Raw genomic sequence first — 22,685 nt, forward strand, 5'->3', positions numbered from 1 at the left:
ATGGATTTCTATATTCAGATAGTTGTGGTGGCTTGCCTGACCGGGATGACGGCGCTGCTGGCGCATAAGTCAGCGGCAGTGTTCCACGATGGTATTCGCCCCATCCTGCCTCAGCTTATCGAAGGCAATATGAATCGCCGCGAAGCAGGCAGTATCGCTTTCGGCCTGAGTATTGGTTTTGTGGCCTCGGTTGGGATTTCATTCACGCTCAAAACCGGTTTGCTGAACGCCTGGCTGTTATTCCTGCCGACCGATATTCTCGGGGTATTAGCGGCAAACAGCCTGTTGGCGTTTGGTATGGGAGCGGTCTGGGGTGTGTTGATCCTGACTTGCCTGATCCCGGTTAACCATCTGCTGACAGCCCTGCCGGTGGATGTGCTCGGGTCGCTTGGCGAGTTAAGCTCTCCGGTCGTTTCCGCGTTCGCTCTGTTCCCGCTGGTAGCCATTTTTTACCAGTTTGGCTGGAAGAACAGTCTGTTTGCGGCGTTTGTGGTGTTGATGACCCGTGTGCTGATTGTGCGTTTCTTCCCACATCTCAACCCTGAATCTATCGAAATTTTTGTCGGCATGGTGATGCTGCTGGGGATTGCGATTGCTCAGGATCATCGTACCCGTGATGAACGCGAGCACGATGACGGAGGGCTTTCTGTCTTTGAAGAGCGCACCTCGCGCATCATCAAAAACCTGCCGTTTATCGCGATTGTCGGCGGGTTGATTGCGGTGGTAGCCAGCATGAAGATCTTCGCCGGTTCTGAAGTGTCGATCTTTACGCTTGAGAAGGCCTATTCAGCCGGTATTACACCGGAACAATCGCAAACGCTGATCCATCAGGCGGCACTCGCCGAATTTATGCGCGGGCTTGGGTTTGTTCCGCTGATTGCCACTACGGCTCTGGCGACGGGTGTTTACGCGGTGGCAGGTTTTACGTTTGTCTATGCCGCAGGATATCTCATCTCCAACCCGCTATTAGCTTTTGTTGTGGGGGCGGTAGTGATTTCAGCCGAAGTGTTGCTGTTGCGTTCCATCGGCAAATGGCTGGGACGTTACCCGTCTGTGCGGAACGCATCGGACAACATTCGTAACGCGATGAATATGCTGATGGAAATGGCGCTGTTGGTTGGCTCTATTTTTGCGGCTATCAAAATGGCGGGTTACACCGGCTTTACCATCGCGGCGGCGCTCTATTTCCTGAACGAAGCTTTGGGTCGTCCGATTCAGAAAATGGCCTCTCCAGTCGTCGCGGTGCTGATCACCGGTATCGTGCTGAATATTCTCTATTATTGCGGCCTGTTTGTTCCGGTCTGATTTCTCTCTTTGCCCACGGCCCTAACGGGCGGTGGGTTTCACGGAGTGCATAAAGTGAAAACCTGGCCTTTGCAGAGCCTGACGATGGAACAGGCGCAGCGTAAGCAGTTCCAACTGGTGGATATTATTTGCCGCCATTTTCCCGGCAGTGATTTTCTTAGCGCCGGAGACCTGGGTTTAGTGCCTGGTCTCAATCAGCCGCAAATGACCCAGCGTGTGGAGTCGGTACTGGCAGATTTCTTTGGCGCACCCGCCGCGGCTATGGTGCAAGGTGCAGGCACGGGCGCCATTCGCAGCGGTTTAGCCGCTTTGTTGAAATCCGGTGGGAGTTTACTGATTCATGATGCGCCTCTTTATCCGACCACCGCTGTCATTGCGGAACAAATGGGCTTGCAGCTTATTCGTGCCGATTTTAATCAGCTTGAAGAGGTGAAAAGGGCGATAGAAGAGCACCGTCCGCAAGCGGCACTGATTCAACACACACGCCAGAGCATCAATGATTCGTATCATTTGCGGGAGGTTATCGCCTGTTTTAATCAATACAATTTGCCATCGCTCACGGATGATAATTATGCCGTGATGAAAGTGGAGAGGATTGGTTGTGAATGCGGCGCCACTCTTTCGACTTTCTCGTGTTTCAAACTTTTCGGCCCGACGGGCGTTGGCGTTGTGGTTGGGGCGGAAAATGCAGTGAATGCAGTGCGCCAGAGTATGTATTCAGGCGGTAGCCAGATTCAGGGTTTTCAGGCCATGGAAGCGTTACGCGGATTAGTGTTCGCACCAGTGATGCATGCGGTTCAGGCTCAGGTAAACGACAGCCTGGTTGCAGAGTTAAATGCTGGAGCGGTGCCGCAAGTTAAAGATGCGTTTATCGCTAACGCGCAATCTAAAGTTCTGCTGGTTGAGTTTCATCAGCCCATCGCTGAACAGGTTCTGGCGAAGGCACAGCAGCTTGGTGCATTGCCTTATCCGGTGGGCGCTGAATCGAAATATGAAATTCCGCCGCTATTTTACCGGGTATCTGGCACGTTTCGGCAGTCAGATCCCACGCTTGAGCGGCGTATGATTCGAATTAATCCAAACCGCAGTGGGGCGCAGACGGTGCTGAGAATATTGCGTGAGAGTTGCGAGGGGTTATAAAAATAACCTTACCCCAATTAAAAGGGTGAGGTTATTTAATCAATCTTATTTAACGGGTTGAGCAGTCGCAGGACCGCAGCCGCCAATGATTTTAGAGATAGAAATTGCTGGGTGTAAGAAATAGTCATAACCACAGCTTTTGTCTTTATTTTCAACGTGACCGGTACATGCAGTCAGAGAAGCTAAAATAACAAACACAGACGTAATCTTTACGAGCTTAATCATTGATATTCCCTATCATTAGTGGATTTTGAGTTATAAAAAAGGCTGCTCAGTATATGAGAAGCCTTAATTAATGCTAAGTCCGAATCCTGACAGGGATCAGGCGAGATTTATGTTGCTTATTAGTGGTTTGAAAACCAGTTTAATTTCTCACGTAACGCAACGACTCTGCCGACAATAATAAGTGCAGGGCTTTCAACCTGGGTTGATAATTCACCCAGGTCACTTAAAACACCACTCACAACCCGCTGTTTAACCGCAGTGCCATTTTCGACCAGCGCGACGGGCATTTGAGCCGACATTCCATGCTCAATAAGTTTTTCCTGAATGGCAGGCGCCTGGTTCAAGCCCATATAAAATACCAGCGTTTGTTTTTCAGCAGCCAGATTTTGCCAATCCAGTTCGCCGCCTGTTTTAAGGTGGCCCGTCACCAGACGCACGCTTTGCGCATAATCGCGGTGCGTTAGCGGAATGCCTGAATAAGCGGAACAGCCTGATGCCGCAGTAATTCCAGGTACGACGGAAAACGGAATGCCGCCTTCGCACAAGGTTTCTAACTCTTCGCCGCCACGACCAAAGATAAACGGATCGCCACCTTTCAAACGCACCACGCGTTTACCGCTTTGCGCTTCACGCAGCAGGATCTGGTTAATCTCTTCTTGCGGGACGCAGTGAAAACCCGCGCGCTTACCCACGAACACGCGGTCAGCATCACGGCGTACCAGGTTCATAATGTCATCTGATACCAGACGGTCATAGACCACTACGTCAGCCTGCTGGATTTGCTGTAATCCTTTGAGCGTCAACAACCCGGCATCCCCAGGACCTGCACCGACCAGCACCACTTCGCCACGATGATCGAGTGGTGTGGCGAACATGGATTCGGTTTCTTGGTCGATAGCTTGTTTGTCTTCGTTCGCTAAATACTGTGCAAGGCGATCGTTAGTGAAGAACTTTTCCCAGAAGCGACGGCGCTCGCCCATGGTTTTGAAATTGGCTTTTACCCGGCCACGTAGCGTACCGGCATAAGAGGCAATTTTCCCCAGATGCAGCGGCAGAATAGCTTCGAGTTTTTCGCGCAGCAGACGAGCAAGAACAGGGGAGGTGCCGCCGGAAGAAACGGCAACCATCAACGGTGAGCGGTCGATAATCGATGGCATGATGAAGCTTGCCTGTTTAGGCGCATCAACCACGTTACAGAAAATACGGCGGGATTCAGCAGCGTCGCTGACTTGCTGGTTTACTGCATCGTTGTCGGTTGCGGCGATGGCCAGCCAACAAACATCGAGCAGTGCGGGATTAAATTCACCCTGAGCCAAAGTTATCATGCCCTGTTCCGCCCACACATGGAATTGCGGGGAGAAGTCCAGGGCATTCACAGTGACCAGTGCACCTGCCTCCATCAACAAACGCGCTTTACGTTCTGCAACGTCGCCACCACCAACAAGCAAACAGGCACGACCTTGCAATTGACAAAATATAGGCAGGTGATCCACGGGTAATCCTCAAAAATTAATGACGTGCAGTCTCCGGCGTGGCGATTCGCTCAGGCTGTGGACGCTCGGATTTCGGAGTAGCATACCAATAACCCAGACCCATGAATACTACGCCAGAAAGGGTATTCCCAAGCGTTACCCACAGAAGGTTGTGACCGATACCAGCCATCGTGTATGCATCGCTGTGATGACCAAACCAGGACAGGGCAAACAGCGTCATGTTCGCGATGGAGTGCTCGTAACCTGAAGCGATAAACGCCAGCAGACACCACCAGATTGCGATGAATTTCGCCGCGCCTTCAGTACGAACAGCCATCCAGATTGCAAGACAAACCAACCAGTTACACAGTGCGCCTTTGAAGAACAACACCATTGCCGGAGCGGTAGTTTTTGCCAGCGCCGCGGTGTGAACCAGGCTGGTATCTAACGGCAGCAGGCTACCGCCACCCCATTTGTACAGCAGGGCCACAAACACCGAACCGACCAGGTTACCTAACCAGGTTTGCGGCAAAATACCCCACATCTGACCGTGAGAAATCGTGCCCGCTTTCACACCGAACGTCAGGAACATAGTGTGTCCGGTGAATAGTTCGGAGCCTGCGATGATGACCAGCGTCAGGGCAATACCGAAAGTCGCACCCATCACAAGTGGGCGATATGCAGGGTCAACCAGGTTCCCCAGTGTGAAAATCAGGATGATGCCAAGCCCTACATAAGCACCCGCCATTGCGGAGCTAATCCAGAAACCAAGCGGGTTATTTTTTGACAATCGGGCAATGCGAGCGGCATTCGCCGCACATTTATTAATGGTATCGGTGAACATTTTTGTTATCCCAACAAATTAAAAGAAAAAATAAATAACTGAAATTTCTCCCTCACCCCGACCCTCTCCCTGAGGGAGAGGGGGAAAACCGAGTTAATTCCCTCTCCCTCAGGGAGAGGGTTAGGGTGAGGGTTGTTTTAAGACTTAAGCTTTAATCTGAACCTGGCCGTCTTGTACGCGCGCTGGGTAGTGCGCGATTGAGCGGCTCTCGTCTTCCATGCACAGTCCGTCTCGCAGTCTGAAACGCTGCTTTTTCAACGGGCTGGCAACCCAAAGTTCATTCTGGTGCTCGGCAATCAGGCCACGCGACAGCACGCTCGCTTCAAAGAACGGGTCAATGTTGCTGATGGCAAACACCTGGTCGTCGTTGCACGGACGGAAAATCGCAATTTGCTTATTGCCCACTAGCGCACAAACTCCGGTAGCGGGCAGGATGTCGTTTAACTGGCAAACGGTAGTCCACTGGCTCATACATTTTCCTCCACTTCTTCTACCAGGGTGACCGGGATACGCTCGTATGGCGTTGCCGGGCGATGCTGCTCACGCTCAGGGACGATTTGTACATTCGGATCGCGCACCGGGCTGTTGATGAAGTGCTTGAAGCGAACCTGAGCTTCCGGGGTATTTACCGTTTCAGTCCACTCGCAAATCACTTTCTCGCGCAGACGTTCCAGCTCGGCTTCGAGTTGATCGTTCAGACCCAGTTTGTCTTCGATGATGACTTTTTTCAGATACTCGATGCCGCCTTCCAGGCTATCTAACCATGGAGCGGTACGCGTCAGTTTGTCGGCAGTACGGATGTAGAACATCATGAAACGGTCGAGATATTTGAGAAGCGTTTCGCGGTCTAAATCTGCGGCCAGTAAATCGGCGTGGCGAGGTTTCATGCCGCCGTTTCCGCACACATACAGGTTCCAGCCTTTTTCAGTCGCGATGATGCCGACGTCTTTACCCTGTGCTTCCGCACATTCACGGGTACAGCCCGACACACCAAACTTCATTTTGTGCGGGGTGCGAATGCCTTTGTAGCGGTTTTCCAGCTCAACACCGAAGCCAACGCTGTCGCCAACACCGTAACGACACCAGGTGCTGCCCACGCAGGTTTTCGCCATGCGCAGTGCTTTCGCATAGGCGTGGCCCGTTTCAAAACCGGCTTCAATCAGCTGGCGCCAGATTTCGGGTAAATCGTCTTTCTGCGCACCAAACAGGCCGATACGCTGGGAACCGGTGATTTTGGTGTAGAGATTGTATTCGCGAGCGATACGGCCGACTTCCATCAAACCTTCCGGTGTGATTTCTCCGCCTGCGGAACGTGGAATGACAGAGTAAGTCCCGTCTTTCTGAATGTTGCCGAGGAAGTTGTCGTTAGTGTCCTGAAGCGGCGTGTGCTGTGGCGCCAGCACATAGTCGTTCCAGCAAGAGGCCAGCAAAGAACCGACGGTCGGTTTACACACTTCACAGCCATAGCCTTTGCCGTATTTTTGCAGCAGCTCGTCGAAGGATTTAATGCCTTCCACACGAATCAGGTGATACAGCTCCTGGCGAGAGAACGCAAAGTGCTCGCACAGATTATGGTTAACTTCGATACCTTGCTTGCTCAGTTCGGCATTCAAAACTTGAGTAATCAAAGGAATACAGCCGCCACAGCCGGTGCCGGCTTTGGTTTCTGCTTTCAATGCAGCGACAGTATGGCAGCCGTTGTTGATGGCTTTAACCAGATGGCCTTTAGTGACATCAAAGCAGGAGCAGATTTGCGCGCTGTCCGGCAGCTTATCAACACCAATCGCTGGCTTACTGGAGCTGGCGTGCGCAGGCAGAATCAGCGCGTCCGGGTTTTCTGGCAGTTCGATATTATTCAGAACCAGTTGCAGAAGGTTGCCGTAATCGCTGGTATCGCCCACCAGAACTGCGCCGAGCAGGGTTTTGTTGTCTGCGCTAACAATCAGTCGCTTATAAACTTCTTTGCTTTCGTCGAGATAAACATAGCTGCGGCATTCTGGTGTGCGGCCATGCGCGTCACCAATCCCGCCCACATCCACGCCGAGCAGTTTCAGCTTGGCGCTCATATCAGCACCTTCGAAGGCGTTTTCTGTACCGAGCAGGTGGTCAGCCGTGACCTGGGCCATTTTGTAGCCAGGGGCGACCAGGCCGAATGTGCGATTGTTCCAGCTCGCGCATTCGCCGATAGCGTAGATGTCCGGATCAGAAGTCTGGCAGCTATCATTCACCGCGATACCGCCGCGTTGCCCTGTTGCCAGGCCGCATTGTGTCGCCAGCTTATCGCGCGGACGGATACCGGTGGAGAAAACGATGAAATCTACTTCCAGGTCTGTGCCGTCAGCGAAACGCATGGTCTTACGCGCTTGCGTACCTTCCTGCACGATTTCCAGCGTATTTTTGCTGGTATGTACGCGCACGCCCATGCTTTCGATTTTATTGCGCAGCTGCTCGCCGCCCATGCGGTCAAGCTGTTCGGCCATCAGCATTGGCGCGAATTCAATAACGTGAGTTTCGACGCCGAGGTTTTTCAATGCACCTGCAGCTTCAAGACCTAACAAACCACCACCGACCACGGCACCGCGTTTACTGCGGCGGGCACAAGCTTCGATGGCATTCAAATCTTCAATGGTGCGGTAGACGAAACAGTCTTGTGTTTCGGAGCCTTTAATCGGCGGGATCCACGGGTATGAACCGGTCGCCATGACCAGTTTGTCGTAATACACGGTACGGCCAGTATTCGAGTGAATGACTTTTTCCTGGCGGTTAATGGTGATGGCGCGTTCGCCAACCAGCACTTTTACACCGTGTTTCTCATAGAAACCGTCACGAACAAGGGATAATTCTTCAGCGGTATGATGGGAGAAATAGGAAGATAAATGCACGCGGTCGTAGGCTTTGCGTGGCTCTTCACAAAAAACGGTGATATCGAATTGGCCTGGCTGGGCTTTATCAAGTAAGTCTTCGATAAAGCGATGGCCGACCATGCCATTACCGATGATTGCGATTTTGACTTTGCTCATAATTGCCTCAATTTCTTTTCTATTACTGCCTACCTTAACGATTCAGCAATGGCGATTATTGATACAAATCAAATACACCTTTATATACCTCTTAATGGGTATATTGCTGATTTTAGTGGGTTTTTATAAGTGACGGAAATGTTTAGCTATTCGCTGGAAGACAATAAATGCTCTGATTTTGCCTGGTCGTGCTATGAAATAGGGGCAGCTAATCAACAAGGGGTGGGTATGAGCAAGTTGGCATTGGAGTTAATTCAGAATGTGCGTCTGGTCGGGCGTGAAGGCTTGTGGCAAATAGCCATCGAAAATGGGCGCATTAACGCCATAAAACCCATGGATGATACCCAACTGGAAAGCGAGCAGATTCTAAACGGGCGAGGCGGTCTGGCGATCCCGCCATTTATTGAGCCTCATATCCACCTTGATACAACGCAGACCGCGGGCCAACCGAACTGGAACCAGTCGGGCACTTTGTTTGAAGGCATTGAGCGCTGGGCTGAACGCAAAGCGCTACTGACGCACGAGGATGTGAAACAACGCGCCTGGCAGACGCTGAAATGGCAGATTGCGAACGGCATTCAATATGTTCGCACGCACGTAGATGTTTCAGACCCGACGCTGACCGCGCTAAAAGCGATGCTTGAGGTGAAACAAGAAGCCGCGCCATGGATTGAGGTGCAAATCGTGGCGTTTCCGCAAGAAGGTATTCTCTCTTACCCCAACGGTGAAGCCTTGCTTGAAGAGGCGTTGCGCCTCGGAGCCGACGTGGTGGGGGCGATCCCACATTTTGAGTTCACCCGCGAGTACGGTGTTGAATCGCTGCATATAGCTTTCGCACTGGCGAAAAAATACGACCGCCCGCTGGATATTCATTGTGATGAAATTGACGATGAGCAGTCGCGTTTTGTCGAAACCGTTGCCGCTCTTGCGCTGCGCGATGGCATTGGCGAACGTGTTACCGCCAGCCATACCACGGCGATGCATTCGTACAACGGCGCTTACACCTCGCGCTTGTTCCGCCTGTTAAAGCTTTCCGGAATTAACTTTGTCGCGAATCCGCTGGTGAATATTCATCTGCAAGGTCGGTTTGATAATTACCCGAAACGTCGGGGCGTCACGCGCGTCAAAGAGTTACTTGAAGCGGGCATTAACGTTTGTTTTGGTCATGACGATGTGTTCGACCCGTGGTACCCGCTGGGGACGGCCAATATGTTGCAAGTGCTGCATATGGGGCTGCACGTCTGCCAGATGATGGGGTATCAGCAGATTGACGAAGGTTTAAAGCTGATTACGGAAAATAGTGCGCGCACATTCGGGGTGAAAGAGTACGGGATTGCTGAGGGAAATGCGGCGAACCTGATTATTCTTCCGGCGCAAAGTGGTTTTGATGCGGTGCGTCGGCAGGTGCCAGTGCGCTGGTCAATACGCGCAGGGAAGGTGATTGCCACCACGCAATTGTCACAAACCTGGGTGATGTTGGATGAAGCAGAAGAGATAAAATTCGGCGGGTAAATAGACCCGCCGTTAGCTTTGCGGCTGCGGTTAGTTTACCGCTGCCACCGCGTTATGCTGGCGGTGCTTAGTCACCAGACCCAGAATCAGGCACATGATGAACACGACAGCATACAGCGCATTTGCGGTTTGTAACGCCGCATGCGGGCCGCTGTGTGCCACAATCGGGCCGGTGACCACGAAGGTCAGCATGGTGCCGATAGTGCCGCAGGTCAGAACGAAGTTAACCAGTTTTGGCGAAGCCACTTTGGTCTGCAATGAACCGAGCGTGATAACCGAGGTGTAGATTGCGCTGGAGAAGAAACCGAGCGCCAAAATAAACCACGCCAGATGGGCAGGTTCACTTTTGTTGAAGAAGTACATCAGAACGGTCGCGGCACCTGCCAGGACAGTCAGAATGCGTTGTAGATCGAAGAAACGCAAAATGAAGCTAAATGCCCACATGCCAAACATATAAGACATCCAGAAATCGCTGACTAACTGGCCTGCATCATTCAGGTTCATACCCAGGCTTTTTGCGTATTCAGGCACCCAAGAGATAAAGCCAAGCTGGCCTAAGATGTAGCACAGAGCTGCAATTGAAAGGAACAGAACACCCACGCCCCATTTTTCTTTTTCAGCAACGTGTTCAGTTTTCGGTGCGTGTTTGCCCAGTGCCGGGAAATCACAACCGATAGTCAGAATGAAAATCGCGACATAGACCAGGCCGATGCAGACGTAAACCCAATACCAGTTGATGCTACGCGCCAGCAAAATTGCCGCCACCATTGGGAAAATCATCCCCGCCATACTGAAGAAGGAGTCGGTAAACAGCAGACGTGAACCACGCTGGCGGCCTTCGTACATGTGGGTGATCAGGAAGGTACCAATCGACATGGTGATACCGCTGACCAGCCCGAGCACAAACATCGCGACGGAGAAGATGGTCAGGTTATCGCCGAAGACAAGCCCGGCCACCGCCAGAATCATCAATATAAATCCGAAGCGCAGCTGGGTTTTGAGCGGCACGATTTCCATCAACCAGGCGTTCAGGAAGATAGAAATCAGAATGCCTGCGTTCAGGAAGGTAAAGGTATTACTCATGCTGGAAACGGGAACGTGGAAGTATTCGGCAATATTGCCCATCACCATCCCGGTGACAATTACCAACGCGCCAGTGAGGGCGTAGGAGAAGAAGCTGATCCATGTGAGCTTAATGCGGTTGCTGTTAGTCATGACGAGCCTGTGAATAGAAATGTAAAGTGCTTTGACAGCACTCGAGAAGAATGGATTTTAGTCAAAAACGTGATTCATTCATACAATTTATAATTCATTTGCAGCAACAGACTGGTTATAGAGTGATTTTGATCACAATAAAGATCGCCATCCATTAATTCATTCATTTAACTTATTGATTTGTGTGAAAGTAAAAAACCGTAAATGGCTGGCGCAGAGTTGAGCACGTCTTTACAATCTAGCAACTTGCTTCATTCACTGCATTCGTAAGGAATTATTCATGCTCAAATCGACTTTGGCGGCTGTAGCAACTGTGTTTGCTCTTTCCGCTCTCTCTCCTGCGGCACTTGCTGCTAAAGGTGACCCACACGTCCTGTTGACGACTTCAGCAGGTGAAATTGAGCTTGAGTTAAATAGCCAGAAAGCCCCAGTTTCTGTGAAAAACTTTGTGGATTACGTTAACAGCGGCTTCTACAACAACACCATTTTCCATCGCGTGATCCCGGGCTTTATGCTCCAGGGCGGCGGCTTCACGGCAGATATGAATCAGAAGCAGCCAAACCCACCAATTAAAAACGAAGCCGATAACGGCTTGCGTAATACTCGCGGTACCATTTCCATGGCACGTACTGCCGATAAAGACAGCGCGACCAGCCAGTTCTTCCTCAATGTGGCAGATAACGCTTTCCTCGATCATGGCCAGCGCGACTTTGGTTACGCGGTATTTGGTAAAGTTGTGAAAGGGATGGACGTTGCCGATAAAATCTCTCAGGTACAAACTCATGACGTTGGCCCATACCAAAATGTGCCGTCAAAACCTGTAGTTATCCTCTCCGCGAAAGTCCTGCCGTAAAAAATTCCTGCGCGGGTTTCCTCCACCCGCGCATTGACTTCCTTCCTGCACTTCCCCCGATTGCTGCTTATACTTGTGGCAAGTATGGGTCGTCACGTTAGGGAGGCATCATGGCAAAGAAACTGACCGATAAACAAAAGTCCCGCCTTTGGCAGCAATTGCGCAGCCGTTCGTTTCAGGCCAGTTCCCGGCTGGATATCCTTGAGCCTCATGCGCAAGATGAGATTATCGCGCAGCGTGTAGAAACGATTGAACTTGGCCCGTTGCATCGCGGATTACCCTGGCTGTGTGCCATCCATCAGCAGCTTTTTCAGGATGTTTTCGACTGGGCAGGCGAGCTACGAGATGTTGATATTTCCAAAGGGGAGATACAGTTCTGCCATTTCGAGTACATCGAAAATGAAGGCAACGATCTGATGCAAGAAATGGAGGACGAGCATTATCTGGTCGGACTTTCCAGAACTGAGTTTGTTCAGCGACTGTCGCATTACTATTGTGAAATTAACGTACTTCATCCGTTTTTTGTTGGCAGTGGTCGGGCGCAGCGCGTGTTCTTCGAGCAGTTAGCGATTCATGCCGGTTACATCCTCGATTGGAAAGACGTCTCGCCTGAAGCTTGGGCAACGGCCAATCAGACCGGGGCGCTGGGTGATTTGACGCTGCTCAACGAGATTTTCACTAAAGTGGTGAGTGAAGCGCGCGAAAGCGAATAGAATAGCGCGGTTCTTTTTTACCCTGGAGCCGCGATGCTACTGCTTATCGACAACTACGACTCATTCACCTGGAACCTTTATCAGTACTTTTGCGAATTAGGTGCAGAAGTGGTGGTGAAACGTAACGATGAGCTGACCCTTTCTGATATCAGCGCGTTAGCCCCAGAAAAGTTGGTTATCTCGCCAGGTCCCTGCACCCCCACCGAAGCAGGGATTTCTCTGGCGGCGATTACGCATTTTGCCGGACAGTTGCCGATTCTTGGGGTTTGTCTTGGTCATCAGGCGATTGCCCAGGCGTTTGGTGCGACGATTGTGCGTGCTGAAAAAGTGATGCATGGCAAAACCTCCGCTATTACGCATAACAATTCTGGCGTGTTCCACGGCCTGAACAATCCCCTTACCGTCACGCGCTATCACTCTTTGGTTATCGATCCTGCAACATTACCCGACTGCTTTGACGTGACCGCCTGGACGGATAAGCAAGAGATTATGGGGATCCGTCACCGCGAGCTTGAGCTGGAAGGGGTGCAATTCCACCCGGAAAGTATTCTCAGTGAGCAGGGGCACCAGCTGTTAGCCAATTTCCTTAATCGTTGATTTTTTATTGCCAGATAATGATTTTTTATGCATATTTCATGATTATATTTTCATGTCTGTTCTTGCGTAAAAATGGGATGGCAATTAATGGCAACCGAACAATCAGCAATTACCCGCGCTACTTTTGATGAAGTGATTTTGCCGATTTATGCACCGGCGGAGTTTATCCCGGTTAAAGGCAAAGGCAGTCGTGTTTGGGATCAACAAGGTAAAGAGTACGTTGATTTCGCCGGCGGGATTGCCGTCACGGCGTTAGGCCACTGCCACCCAGCGTTAGTGGAAGCGTTAAAAAGTCAGGGCGAAACGCTATGGCATACCAGCAACGTTTTCACCAATGAACCCGCGTTGCGCCTGGGCCGTAAGCTGATTGATGCTACTTTTGCTGAACGCGTACTGTTTATGAATTCTGGTACCGAAGCTAACGAAACCGCCTTTAAACTGGCACGTTACTACGCTTCTACGCACCATAGTCCGTATAAAACCAAAATTATTGCCTTCCATAATGCCTTCCACGGCCGTTCGCTTTTTACCGTTTCCGTTGGCGGCCAGCCGAAGTATTCTGACGGCTTTGGCCCGAAGCCTGCCGATATTATTCATGTGCCGTTTAACGACTTGCATGCAGTGAAAGCGGTGATGGATGACCATACTTGTGCGGTCGTGGTCGAGCCGATTCAGGGCGAGGGCGGTGTAACGGCGGCAACCCCAGAATTCCTGCAAGGCTTGCGCGAGTTGTGCGATGAGCATAAAGCGTTGCTGGTATTCGATGAAGTGCAGTGCGGGATGGGGCGTATCGGCGAGTTGTTTGCGTACATGCATTACGGCGTGACGCCAGACATTCTGACCAGCGCGAAGGCACTCGGCGGTGGCTTCCCGGTCAGCGTCATGCTGACTACTCAGGAAATTGCTTCTGCGTTCCATGTTGGCACTCATGGTTCAACCTACGGCGGAAACCCGCTGGCATGTGCCGTTGCGGGTGCGGCGTTTGACATCATCAATACGCCTGAGGTTTTGAAAGGTGTTGCGACGAAGCGCCAGCAATTCGTTAAGCATTTGCAGCAAATCGACGAGCAATACGACGTGTTCAGCGACATTCGCGGCATGGGCCTATTGATTGGCGCTGAGTTGAAACCTCGCTACAAAGGCCGTGCTCGGGAGTTCCTGTATGCGGCGGCAGAAGCGGGCGTGATGGTCTTGAACGCGGGGCCAGACGTCATGCGTTTTGCCCCGGCGTTAATTGTTGAAGATGCTGATATCGAAGACGGTATGTCGCGCTTTGCCAAAGCGGTCGCAAAAGTCGTTAACGCTTAATCGCCCGTCAATTTGAGCGCCGTAAGCGGTTCAGCCAGATACCGTGATGTGGCCGCTGGCGCCATGCAACCGATGAAATGGTATGCATGGTGCTGAGGTGGCCCAACACCCGCTGTAAATGTTGCTCCATGGTACTTAGCGGCCCGCTCGGAAGCCCTTCAAGCGGGTCGAGAATATTCGCATCATTGGTTTCCCCTGGCCCATCATATTGAAGCCGCTGCTGGCATCGTTGCAGCGCAATTTCACACGATTGCAAATAACGCTGGGCGAGATCCGGCGTAAGCATGTTGTGCTCGCGGGCGAGCGTGGTCATCGCATTGATGTGTTCGACGATAAACTGGCTGTGCGTCACCCACAGTTTCATATCGGCAAGATAGTGCGAGTTAAATCCAGGTTCCTGCATCGCCTGGTTGAGCGAGTTGAATAAGGCATTGTGCGCCTGGTTGACCCTCATTCGCGAATACGCCAGCGGCGTGGGTTCCGGGTCACTGCTCAGAATCAGGCGAATCGCATCTTGATCGCGCTCCAGAGCATCGTGGGCGTTCTGGCGCAGCAAACCACTTTGCCACTGTGGCCACAGCCATACCATGCCACCAAAGGCAATCAGGCAGCCGAGCAACGTATCTATTAAGCGCGGGACGATGTACTGCTCGGCGCTGAGGGTGATCAGTTGCAGGGTGTAAACCGCCGTGACGGTAAAGCCAATTGTCGCCCAGCCGTAACTCTTACGAATGAACAAATAGCTGACCAGCGTAATGACCAACATCGCGGCCAGCGCGATATCTTGCGGAAAGTGGAAGTGCAGTGCGATGCCCGCTATCGCCAAACCTGCAATCGTGCCTGCCGACCGGTGAAGAATTCTCACCCGGGTCGCGCCATAGCCGTTTTGCGTCACAAACATTACCGTCATCAAAATCCAGTAAGGTTTGGGCAGATGTAAAAACCCCCCCAAAATACTGGCGATGGTCAGCATTACACCTAATCTGGCGGCGTTACGCAGCGCGGCGGATTTCAAAGACAAATAGCTTTTCAGTGCTGCCCAAAGTGGCAAACGACGCTGCCGGTCTTCCATCAAATCACGGATATATAACGGGCGCTGGGTGCGTAAAACACGGCCAATCCGACTGAAGTGGTAATGACAAAATTGCCCAACCGGGTTATCCGGATTTTGACGTGCGATTTTCTCGAGGGCATCAATCTGTTTATCCATCGTGAAACGCTGTGGGAACCGATGATAAAGAATGTCATCAGCCAGCACACGTAAACGCGCCGCAATGGTCTGCGCGTTCCAGCGAATCACGGCTTCAGCGTGGCTTTTCTCAACCAGTTTTTGCACTTCGGCAGGTTGGTGAAGGCTGACGGAAATGTGTTCTTGTAAATCCAGAGCGACCTGAAACGCACGTAACAAGCGTTTGTAGCCATTTTGCTGGTTCGCCGCCAGCATGTGCAATTGCTGGTAGCAGACCGTGATCAGGTCAACGGCTTTTTGCTGCCGCTCCAGGAGCGGAGGCAGCGCTTTTTCAGGATCGGTATGCTGCGTGAGCATCCCGTATTTGGCTTCGCAGTACTCTGCCAGTTGGCGATAGAGCAGGCTTAATGATTCACGCAGTGGCTGCTCGCGCCACATCCAGAACCAAAACCAGTTAAACACGCCGTACCAAATTGTACCGCTGACATACAGCAGCATGGGCTTCCAGATGGGCATATTCCCGGCCATGCTGAGTGTAAAGATGGCGGCAATGAGTGAGGCGGGAAGCAGACGAGCGTGCAGGGAGCTGATTTCGGCTGTGACGCCCAGCAATAGCGCCATCACGGCCAATATCACCGGCAACGGCACGGAGGTATAAAGCAACAAAAGCTGCATGATCAAACTGCTGACGGCAAACAGACTACCGCCGACGATCAGGCGTTTGAAGAAGCGTTTATGGGGGGTATCAAGCCCTGCAATGTTGCAGCAGGCAGGGACTAAAGAGAAAAGCAGGCCGGACTGGAGATTGCCAAAGAGCAAACCTACTGCCACCGGAAGGCACAGCACCAGCGTTTGCCGCAGTGCGTAGTTAACTTCAGGATGGTAGATAAGCCGACGCCACATAAGTCTTATTTAATCCCTTTTTACCGCAGGGGTTAGATTTTAGAGACAAAAAAGGCGTGTTATGAAGCAACACGCCATTTTTGAGACGGAGATTAACGAGTGCCGTAAACGACGATCGTTTTACCGTGAGCAGAGATCAGATTTTGATCTTCCAGCATTTTCAAGATACGACCAACGGTTTCGCGAGAGCAACCCACGATCTGACCGATTTCCTGACGGGTAATTTTAATCTGCATACCGTCCGGGTGGGTCATTGCATCAGGCTGTTTAGCCAGGTTCAGCAGTGTCTGCGCGATACGACCAGTCACATCAAGGAATGCCAGGTTACCGACTTTCTCAGATGTCACTTGCAGACGGCGAGCCATCTGGGAAGACAGGCGCATCAAAATGTCTGGATTGACCTGAATGAGCTGGCGGAATTTTTTATATGAAATTTCAGCCACTTCGCAGGCACTTTTAGCACGAACCCAGGCACTACGTTCCTGACCTTCTTCGAACAGCCCTAACTCGCCAATGAAATCGCCCTGATTCAGATAGGAGAGGATCATTTCCTTGCCCTCTTCATCTTTGATCAGAACAGCCACAGAACCCTTGACGATGTAATACAGCGTCTCAGCCTTTTCACCCTGGTGAATCAGTGTGCTCTTCGATGGATACTTATGAATGTGGCAATGGGACAAGAACCATTCGAGAGTCGGGTCTGTTTGCGGTTTGCCAAGCACCATGCGCGGTTATCCTCTGTTTTATAACTGGCTACCAACGACAGGACGCTAAACATCCTGTCTGGCGTTGCAAGTATTAGAATATTCCCCACCTTGGGGAGATGGCATGCAAGTCATTCTTGCTGCCTGTAATTAGTGATGTCCTCTGCATACATGCATAACGTCAATGTATCGATGTAGCATCTGGATTGTTTTAGCATAGCTTTTGACAAGTGTCTCCTATTGTCTCGTTTCAGCTTGACGCAGGTCGCCTTCCATTGCCAGATTTGCTGAATCTGCGTACTCTGAAAGACAATTTTTTCAACGGGAGAAGTAACATGCAAGCACGAGTGAAGTGGGTTGAAGGGTTAACCTTCCTTGGGGAGTCCGCTTCTGGACACCAGATTCTGATGGACGGTAATTCTGGCGATAAAGCACCCAGTCCGATGGAAATGGTTCTGATGTCCGCTGGTGGTTGTAGCGCAATCGACGTGGTTTCTATTTTGCAAAAAGGCCGCTACAACGTGACGGATTGTGAAGTGAAACTGACCTCTGAGCGCCGCGAAGAAGCCCCGCGTCTGTTCACACATATCAATCTGCATTTCATCGTGACAGGCAAAGAGTTGAAAGATAATGCGGTTTCACGCGCTGTAGACTTGTCTGCTGAGAAGTACTGCTCTGTTGCGTTGATGCTGGAAAAAGCCGTAAACATCACCCATAGCTACGAAGTGATTGAAGGCTAGAGTGAAGTAAAAGGGCGGTGTTTAGCCGCCCTAATTATTGATATTCCGACCTTCCGCCAGGCGCTTAACTAACGGCGTCATGATCAACTCCATTGCCAGTCCCATCTTGCCGCCCGGCACCACCAATGTATTGATGTGGGAAATAAATGAGCCTTGCAGCATGGCGAGCAAATACGGGAAATCGATATCATCCAGACCGCGAAAATGAATCACGACAAAGCTTTCATCTAAAGATGGAATACCGCGTGCGGCAAACGGGTTAGAGGTATCTACCGTCGGTACACGCTGGAAGTTGATATGCGTGCGGGAAAATTGCGGTGTGATGTAATTGATGTAATCGTCCATCGAACGCACGACGGAATCCATTACCGCTTCACGGGAATGACCGCGCTCGCTGGTGTCGCGCACCAGTTTTTGAATCCACTCCAGGTTGACAATCGGTACTACGCCAACCAGTAAATCGACGGCATTGGCGACGTCGTGCTGCGGGGTAACGACACCGCCATGCAAGCCTTCATAAAACAAAACATCAGTCGGTTCTGGTAACGGTTGCCATGGAGTAAACGTGCCGGGAATCTGATTCCAGGGTACGGCTTCGTCATAGGTATGAAGATATTTACGTGATTTACCTTGCCCGGTTTTGCCGTATTCAATAAACGTTTGTTCAAGTAAGCCGAAGTCGTTGGCTTCCGGCCCGAAGTAGCTGATATGGCGGCCAAGGTCACGCGCTTTACGAATCGCCATATCCATTTCAGGACGGGTGAAACGATGGAAACTGTCGCCTTCAACTTCAGCTGCACGTAGGTTTAATTGCTGGAAGATTTTACGAAAGGCGATGCTGGTGGTGGTCGTTCCCGCGCCGCTGGAACCTGTTACGGCAATAACCGGATGTTTGGCTGACATAAGGCAACAACTCCATGGGTAGTAGCAAGTTTGGTTGGGTGAAGGCAGTTGTATTATGCAGTATAGGCAGGCTTAGCCGCGAAATTGCCCGCGAGCCATGATATTCACCGTTTCATGAAGTTCTGACCATACCAGTACCGCTTCACCACTTTGCAGTTGGCGCTTAACATCAGCCACCTTTTGCTCAAGTGAGCGCTCTTGTTCACCATAATCTGTGCCTTCGCGTAATACAAAGGATTCAATCAGATTATCAAGCGTTTCGGGAGGCAGGTCTTGCCAGGGAATCATCATATTACTGGTCCAAAAATTGAGACAGCCATTGCGGGATGCGTTGCTCAAGCCACATTTCAGGGCGGCGTAACGTGCCCCCCACAAACCCAACATGCCCACCGTAGCGCGTAAGTTGGTATTCGATATTAGCAGGCAATATGGCTTTATCCGGGATCACATGATGATCCATAAACGGGTCATCTTTGGCGTGGATGATGAGCGTCCGGGTTTTGATTTGTGGCAGTAATGGCATCGCGCTGCATTGACGGTAGTAGTCGATAGCATCAGCAAAGCCGTGAATCTTTGACGTAATCAAATCATCAAACTCGCGCAGACGGCGCATTCCTTTAAGCTGACGCATATCAACAGGGAGAGTCCCCGGATAGCTTCTGAGCTTACGTGCGGCATTTTTCTTCAGCAGATTCAAAAGATAGTGCTGATAAACGCGGGAGAAGCCTTTTTCGATATGCGCGCTGCAATGTTCCAGCATCAGAGGTGCTGACACTATGACACCGGCCTGTAGCGTGCAGTCAGCACCTTGTTTAGCCATTAAACAAGCGAGCATATTCCCGCCGAGGGAAAACCCCACTGCCGCCGTCGGCACTTTGCCATAACGGGTACTGAGCCAGTCCAGGAAGTAGCTACCGTCTTCAGTTTCGCCCGAGTGGTAAATGCGCTTCATGCGATTTGGCACACCGCTACATCCACGGAAATGCATGACTACGCCCAGCCAGCCTTGCTTGCTGGCGGCCTCAATTAAGCCGTGAGCGTATGGGCTGTGCAGGCTGCCTTCGAGACCATGAAAAACAACTAACCGTGGTTTATGCAATGCCTGGCGTGGGTCTTCGCTCCAGGCAAGATCGACAAAATCCCCATCCGGCATGTCCAGACGTTGCCAATGAGGTTTGAAATTGAGGCGACGGCGAATCAAACGCGGAAGCATGGTTTGCAGGTGCGGATTACTGACACCCTTCAACGGACGAAATTGATCATCTTCTTCGTGATTAAAATTCAATACTGCGGGACTTGTCGTAGCCATATCACACTGTTAGTTTCATTTAGTTTGCTAATTAACTTTACCGGGTGTGGAGCACCCATTTCATGGAAACGCTTTTCTTCTCAATGCTTGGTTTTCTTTGGGTCGCGGCTATTACACCCGGCCCGAACAATATGTTACTGACTTCTTCCGGCGCCAATTACGGCTTTATGCGCACCATTCCGTTGATGATTGGCATCATGCTTGGGATGCAATGCATCCTGTTGCTGGTGGCCTTTGGCGTCGGTAGCTTAATCCTTTTGTATCCTGCTTTGCACCTTATCCTGAAGATTGCCGGGAGTGCTTACCTATTATGGCTGGCATGGAAAATCGGCACCGCGACCTATGAAAAACTGGAAACGGATGCGGCGCCTCCGGCTCCTATTCCATTCTGGCAGGGCGGTTTACTACAGGTTATCAACCCTAAAGCCTGGTTGATGGCACTGGGTGCAGTGGCAAGTTTTAGCCTTGCCGGTGCTCAGTACCTGCATTCCGTGGCGTTAATCAGTATCGGAATTGCGCTGGTTAACATTGTTGCAGGTATTATCTGGATTGCGTTTGGCAGCATGATCGGCAAACTGTTGCGCAGTCGCCGCTCCTGGACAATTTTCAATGTCTTTATGGGATTGCTGACCGCAGCATGTGCCCTGTTGATTTGGCATTAAGTTCGCGGGCCTCATCCTTACTTTTCGAGAAGGGTGAGGCCAAACGGTTACTCGGCCTGCATCATCTGCTCTAACTGGTCGTGCGCGTCCAGCCATTCCATCTCGCACTCTTCCAGTGCTGACTTCACTTTCACCTGAGTTTGCAGACATTCAGTCATTTCTGCTTTACGACTTTGGTCGTAAATAGCGCTGTCAGCCAGTTTTTCTTCCACTTGCGCAAGCTGGGCATTCAGCTTTTCCATCTGCTTTTCAAGCGTGGTGATTTGCTTGCGCAGCGGCTGAGTTTGCGTGCGCAATTCTGCTTCACGGCGTTTTTGATCTTTACGGGACTGTGCGCTGTTGGCGTTATCTTTTGCAGAATCGAGCGGCTGGTTTTCCTGCTTTTGCAGATCGACAAGCCACTGCTGATAATCTTCCAGATCGCCATCAAAGGCTTCGACTTTGCCGTCGTGGACCAGATACAAATCATCAGTAGTTGAACGCAATAAGTGACGGTCGTGCGAAACCACTACCAGCGCGCCTTCAAAATCAATCAACGCTTCGGTCAGTGCCTGACGCATGTCGAGATCAAGGTGGTTGGTGGGTTCATCAAGCAGCAGCAGGTTAGGGCGCTGCCAGACCACTAACGCCAGGACCAGACGTGCTTTTTCACCACCGGAGAAACGCGCGGTTTGTTCGGTGACTTTGTCGCCACGGAAACCAAATCCGCCCAGATAATCACGCAATTGCTGTTCCAGCTCTTTCGGTGCGATACGCGCCAGATGCTGCAATGGCGATTCGTCAGCGCGTAAGTACTCGAGCTGATGCTGTGCGAAGTAACCGAGCTTAATACCTTTCGCCAGCCCGATATCGCCCTTCAACGGTTCGATTTCTTCCGCCAGCAATTTAATCAGCGTTGATTTACCGGCACCGTTGCGGCCAAGCAGGCCGATGCGTGAGCCAGGAACCAGATTCAGTTTGATGGAATCCAGAATCACGCGTTCGCCATAACCGGCGCTGACTTTTTCCATACGCAGCAGCGGGTTTGGCAGGCTTTCCGGAGCACGGAAGCTGAAATGGAATGGGTTATCAACGTGCGCTGGGGCAATCAGCTCCATGCGTTCGAGCATCTTCACGCGGCTTTGTGCTTGTTTTGCTTTGCTGGCTTTTGCTTTAAAACGGTCGATAAAACCTTGCAGATGCGCGACACGCTCCTGCTGGCTTTCATACATCGACTGCTGTTGCGCCAGGCGAGTGGCACGTTGGCCTTCAAACGACGAGTAGTTGCCGGTGTACTCAAACATCTGCTCTTGTTCAATGTGAATAATTTTACTGACCACCGGGTCGAGGAAGTCTCGGTCGTGGGAAATCAGAATTAACGTGCCCTGATAACTTTTCAACCAGCGTTCGAGCCAGATAACCGCATCTAAGTCCAGGTGGTTAGTCGGTTCATCGAGCAGCAGTAAATCGGAACGGCAAATCAGAGCTTGTGCGAGGTTCAGACGCATACGCCAGCCACCGGAGAAATCACTCACCGGGCGCTCGAGTTGCTCATTACTGAAGCCTAAACCGTGCAGTAAACTTGAAGCGCGGGAGCGAATCGTCCAGGCATCTACTGCATCAAGCTTACCGTGAATCAGCGCAATAGCGTGGCCATCGTTGCGCTCATTGGCTTTTGCCAGTTCTGCTTCAAGCTGGCGGAATTCGCGGTCGCCATCAATAACATATTCAATGGCAGGCATTGCCAGAGCTGGCGTTTCCTGGTTTACCCAAGCCAGCGCCCAGTTTCCCGGATAGGTCATGCTGCCACCATCGGCGCTGATCTCGTTCTTCAGAAGCGCCAGCAGCGTGGATTTACCGCAGCCGTTTTTACCCACCAGACCCACTTTTTGGCCTGGATTGATGGTAGCGGTGGCGTTATCCAGCAGAACGCGTGTGCCGCGACGAATTTGTAACGAGGAGAAAACAATCATAAAGCGCCGTATGTTCAGAGTATGTTAAATTGTCATTATATTAAGGTAACGTGATGCTTACGGCACCGCGTCGGGCTGCATGGTAGCCCAATTTAAAGACTATGACGACGCCCTGGAGG

At 51.3% G+C, this 22,685-nt stretch carries 21 protein-coding genes; 9 read left to right on the forward strand and 12 right to left on the reverse strand.

The features are described from left to right. Nucleotides 1-1,305 carry a YhfT family protein gene (locus DY231_RS01720; protein WP_115627078.1) on the forward strand — a complete coding sequence of 435 codons (1,305 nt, stop codon included), beginning with the start codon at nucleotides 1-3 and terminating at the stop codon, nucleotides 1,303-1,305. Between the two features lie 54 nt (nucleotides 1,306-1,359). Continuing rightward, nucleotides 1,360-2,445, forward strand: a complete 1,086-nt coding sequence (locus DY231_RS01725) for an aminotransferase class I/II-fold pyridoxal phosphate-dependent enzyme (RefSeq protein ID WP_115627079.1) — start codon at nucleotides 1,360-1,362, stop codon at nucleotides 2,443-2,445. 45 nt (nucleotides 2,446-2,490) lie between these two features. Here DY231_RS01725 and DY231_RS01730 read toward each other — a convergent pair whose 3' ends face one another. The 5 genes from DY231_RS01730 to nirB form a co-directional block, all read right to left on the reverse strand. After that, a complete protein-coding gene (locus DY231_RS01730) occupies nucleotides 2,491-2,670 on the reverse strand; it encodes a DUF4223 family protein (RefSeq protein WP_115627080.1) in 180 nt (59 codons plus the stop codon). Between the two features lie 119 nt (nucleotides 2,671-2,789). Then, entirely contained in the window at nucleotides 2,790-4,163 is a 1,374-nt protein-coding gene (gene cysG / locus DY231_RS01735) for a siroheme synthase CysG (protein WP_115627081.1), read from the reverse strand. Between the two features lie 16 nt (nucleotides 4,164-4,179). Continuing rightward, entirely contained in the window at nucleotides 4,180-4,986 is an 807-nt protein-coding gene (gene nirC, locus DY231_RS01740; protein WP_115627082.1) for a nitrite transporter NirC, read from the reverse strand. Nucleotides 4,987-5,130: 144 nt separating this feature from the next. Next, complete coding sequence (gene nirD / locus DY231_RS01745; protein WP_115627083.1) at nucleotides 5,131-5,457, reverse strand: nitrite reductase small subunit NirD; 327 nt, start codon at nucleotides 5,455-5,457, stop codon at nucleotides 5,131-5,133. Continuing rightward, nucleotides 5,454-8,006 carry a nitrite reductase large subunit NirB gene (nirB, locus tag DY231_RS01750; RefSeq protein ID WP_115627084.1) on the reverse strand — a complete coding sequence of 851 codons (2,553 nt, stop codon included), beginning with the start codon at nucleotides 8,004-8,006 and terminating at the stop codon, nucleotides 5,454-5,456. The genes nirD and nirB overlap by 4 nt, the downstream gene beginning before the upstream one ends. Before the next feature lie 228 nt (nucleotides 8,007-8,234). Between nirB and DY231_RS01755 the strand changes: the two genes are divergently transcribed. Further along, nucleotides 8,235-9,518 (forward strand): cytosine deaminase, encoded by a 1,284-nt coding sequence (locus DY231_RS01755; protein WP_115627085.1) that lies wholly within the window; start codon nucleotides 8,235-8,237, stop codon nucleotides 9,516-9,518. 30 nt (nucleotides 9,519-9,548) lie between these two features. Here the strand turns inward: DY231_RS01755 and tsgA are convergent, their stop codons facing one another. Further along, nucleotides 9,549-10,733, reverse strand: a complete 1,185-nt coding sequence (gene tsgA / locus DY231_RS01760; RefSeq protein ID WP_115627086.1) for an MFS transporter TsgA — start codon at nucleotides 10,731-10,733, stop codon at nucleotides 9,549-9,551. Nucleotides 10,734-11,013: 280 nt separating this feature from the next. Between tsgA and ppiA the strand changes: the two genes are divergently transcribed. The 4 genes from ppiA (at nucleotide 11,014) to argD (ending at nucleotide 14,204) form a co-directional block, all read left to right on the forward strand. Continuing rightward, a complete protein-coding gene (gene ppiA, locus DY231_RS01765) occupies nucleotides 11,014-11,586 on the forward strand; it encodes a peptidylprolyl isomerase A (RefSeq protein WP_034499086.1) in 573 nt (190 codons plus the stop codon). A 110-nt stretch (nucleotides 11,587-11,696) separates the two neighbouring features. Further along, on the forward strand, nucleotides 11,697-12,299 hold the full coding sequence (locus DY231_RS01770) for a putative adenosine monophosphate-protein transferase Fic (protein WP_115627087.1): 603 nt from the start codon (nucleotides 11,697-11,699) through the stop codon (nucleotides 12,297-12,299). 33 nt (nucleotides 12,300-12,332) lie between these two features. Next, the gene (gene pabA, locus DY231_RS01775; protein WP_115627088.1) at nucleotides 12,333-12,896 is read left to right on the forward strand and encodes an aminodeoxychorismate synthase component 2; all 564 of its coding nucleotides are present in this window, start codon (nucleotides 12,333-12,335) and stop codon (nucleotides 12,894-12,896) included. Between the two features lie 87 nt (nucleotides 12,897-12,983). Further along, nucleotides 12,984-14,204 (forward strand): bifunctional acetylornithine/succinyldiaminopimelate transaminase, encoded by a 1,221-nt coding sequence (argD, locus tag DY231_RS01780; RefSeq protein ID WP_115627089.1) that lies wholly within the window; start codon nucleotides 12,984-12,986, stop codon nucleotides 14,202-14,204. A 7-nt stretch (nucleotides 14,205-14,211) separates the two neighbouring features. On the opposite strand, the gene DY231_RS01785 is transcribed toward argD, so the two are convergent. Both DY231_RS01785 and crp read right to left on the reverse strand, forming a co-directional pair. Beyond that, nucleotides 14,212-16,296: a YccS/YhfK family putative transporter gene (locus DY231_RS01785; protein WP_115627090.1), complete on the reverse strand. Its 2,085-nt coding sequence runs from the start codon at nucleotides 16,294-16,296 to the stop codon at nucleotides 14,212-14,214. Nucleotides 16,297-16,388: 92 nt separating this feature from the next. Continuing rightward, nucleotides 16,389-17,021, reverse strand: coding sequence for a cAMP-activated global transcriptional regulator CRP (gene crp, locus DY231_RS01790; protein WP_003852956.1), 633 nt, complete (start codon nucleotides 17,019-17,021; stop codon nucleotides 16,389-16,391). 314 nt (nucleotides 17,022-17,335) lie between these two features. Here crp and DY231_RS01800 point away from each other — a divergent pair, with 314 nt between their 5' ends. Further along, the gene (locus DY231_RS01800; RefSeq protein WP_034499068.1) at nucleotides 17,336-17,740 is read left to right on the forward strand and encodes an OsmC family protein; all 405 of its coding nucleotides are present in this window, start codon (nucleotides 17,336-17,338) and stop codon (nucleotides 17,738-17,740) included. 30 nt (nucleotides 17,741-17,770) lie between these two features. On the opposite strand, the gene DY231_RS01805 is transcribed toward DY231_RS01800, so the two are convergent. The 3 genes from DY231_RS01805 to DY231_RS01815 form a co-directional block, all read right to left on the reverse strand. Beyond that, the gene (locus tag DY231_RS01805) at nucleotides 17,771-18,643 is read right to left on the reverse strand and encodes a phosphoribulokinase (RefSeq protein ID WP_034499065.1); all 873 of its coding nucleotides are present in this window, start codon (nucleotides 18,641-18,643) and stop codon (nucleotides 17,771-17,773) included. Between the two features lie 72 nt (nucleotides 18,644-18,715). Then, nucleotides 18,716-18,934 (reverse strand): YheU family protein, encoded by a 219-nt coding sequence (locus DY231_RS01810; RefSeq protein ID WP_034460225.1) that lies wholly within the window; start codon nucleotides 18,932-18,934, stop codon nucleotides 18,716-18,718. Nucleotide 18,935: 1 nt separating this feature from the next. Then, on the reverse strand, nucleotides 18,936-19,952 hold the full coding sequence (locus DY231_RS01815; protein WP_115627092.1) for a hydrolase: 1,017 nt from the start codon (nucleotides 19,950-19,952) through the stop codon (nucleotides 18,936-18,938). Nucleotides 19,953-20,014: 62 nt separating this feature from the next. Between DY231_RS01815 and DY231_RS01820 the strand changes: the two genes are divergently transcribed. Then, nucleotides 20,015-20,614 carry a LysE family translocator gene (locus DY231_RS01820; RefSeq protein ID WP_115627093.1) on the forward strand — a complete coding sequence of 200 codons (600 nt, stop codon included), beginning with the start codon at nucleotides 20,015-20,017 and terminating at the stop codon, nucleotides 20,612-20,614. A 47-nt stretch (nucleotides 20,615-20,661) separates the two neighbouring features. Here the strand turns inward: DY231_RS01820 and DY231_RS01825 are convergent, their stop codons facing one another. Beyond that, nucleotides 20,662-22,566 (reverse strand): ABC transporter ATP-binding protein, encoded by a 1,905-nt coding sequence (locus tag DY231_RS01825; RefSeq protein WP_115627094.1) that lies wholly within the window; start codon nucleotides 22,564-22,566, stop codon nucleotides 20,662-20,664. Nucleotides 22,567-22,685 lie beyond the last annotated feature (119 nt).

This window comes from Buttiauxella agrestis, from assembly GCF_900446255.1.
In the GTDB taxonomy this organism is placed as follows: domain Bacteria; phylum Pseudomonadota; class Gammaproteobacteria; order Enterobacterales; family Enterobacteriaceae; genus Buttiauxella; species Buttiauxella agrestis.

Coding starts and splice junctions, on each gene's coding strand:
- DY231_RS01720 (WP_115627078.1), top strand. CDS start 1: ATGGATTTCTATATTCAGATAGTTGTGGTGGCTTGCCTGACCGGGATG.
- DY231_RS01730 (WP_115627080.1), bottom strand. CDS start 2,670: ATGATTAAGCTCGTAAAGATTACGTCTGTGTTTGTTATTTTAGCTTCT.
- nirC (WP_115627082.1), bottom strand. CDS start 4,986: ATGTTCACCGATACCATTAATAAATGTGCGGCGAATGCCGCTCGCATT.
- nirD (WP_115627083.1), bottom strand. CDS start 5,457: ATGAGCCAGTGGACTACCGTTTGCCAGTTAAACGACATCCTGCCCGCT.
- nirB (WP_115627084.1), bottom strand. CDS start 8,006: ATGAGCAAAGTCAAAATCGCAATCATCGGTAATGGCATGGTCGGCCAT.
- DY231_RS01755 (WP_115627085.1), top strand. CDS start 8,235: ATGAGCAAGTTGGCATTGGAGTTAATTCAGAATGTGCGTCTGGTCGGG.
- tsgA (WP_115627086.1), bottom strand. CDS start 10,733: ATGACTAACAGCAACCGCATTAAGCTCACATGGATCAGCTTCTTCTCC.
- ppiA (WP_034499086.1), top strand. CDS start 11,014: ATGCTCAAATCGACTTTGGCGGCTGTAGCAACTGTGTTTGCTCTTTCC.
- DY231_RS01770 (WP_115627087.1), top strand. CDS start 11,697: ATGGCAAAGAAACTGACCGATAAACAAAAGTCCCGCCTTTGGCAGCAA.
- pabA (WP_115627088.1), top strand. CDS start 12,333: ATGCTACTGCTTATCGACAACTACGACTCATTCACCTGGAACCTTTAT.
- argD (WP_115627089.1), top strand. CDS start 12,984: ATGGCAACCGAACAATCAGCAATTACCCGCGCTACTTTTGATGAAGTG.
- DY231_RS01785 (WP_115627090.1), bottom strand. CDS start 16,296: ATGTGGCGTCGGCTTATCTACCATCCTGAAGTTAACTACGCACTGCGG.
- crp (WP_003852956.1), bottom strand. CDS start 17,021: ATGGTGCTTGGCAAACCGCAAACAGACCCGACTCTCGAATGGTTCTTG.
- DY231_RS01800 (WP_034499068.1), top strand. CDS start 17,336: ATGCAAGCACGAGTGAAGTGGGTTGAAGGGTTAACCTTCCTTGGGGAG.
- DY231_RS01805 (WP_034499065.1), bottom strand. CDS start 18,643: ATGTCAGCCAAACATCCGGTTATTGCCGTAACAGGTTCCAGCGGCGCG.
- DY231_RS01810 (WP_034460225.1), bottom strand. CDS start 18,934: ATGATGATTCCCTGGCAAGACCTGCCTCCCGAAACGCTTGATAATCTG.
- DY231_RS01815 (WP_115627092.1), bottom strand. CDS start 19,952: ATGGCTACGACAAGTCCCGCAGTATTGAATTTTAATCACGAAGAAGAT.
- DY231_RS01820 (WP_115627093.1), top strand. CDS start 20,015: ATGGAAACGCTTTTCTTCTCAATGCTTGGTTTTCTTTGGGTCGCGGCT.
- DY231_RS01825 (WP_115627094.1), bottom strand. CDS start 22,566: ATGATTGTTTTCTCCTCGTTACAAATTCGTCGCGGCACACGCGTTCTG.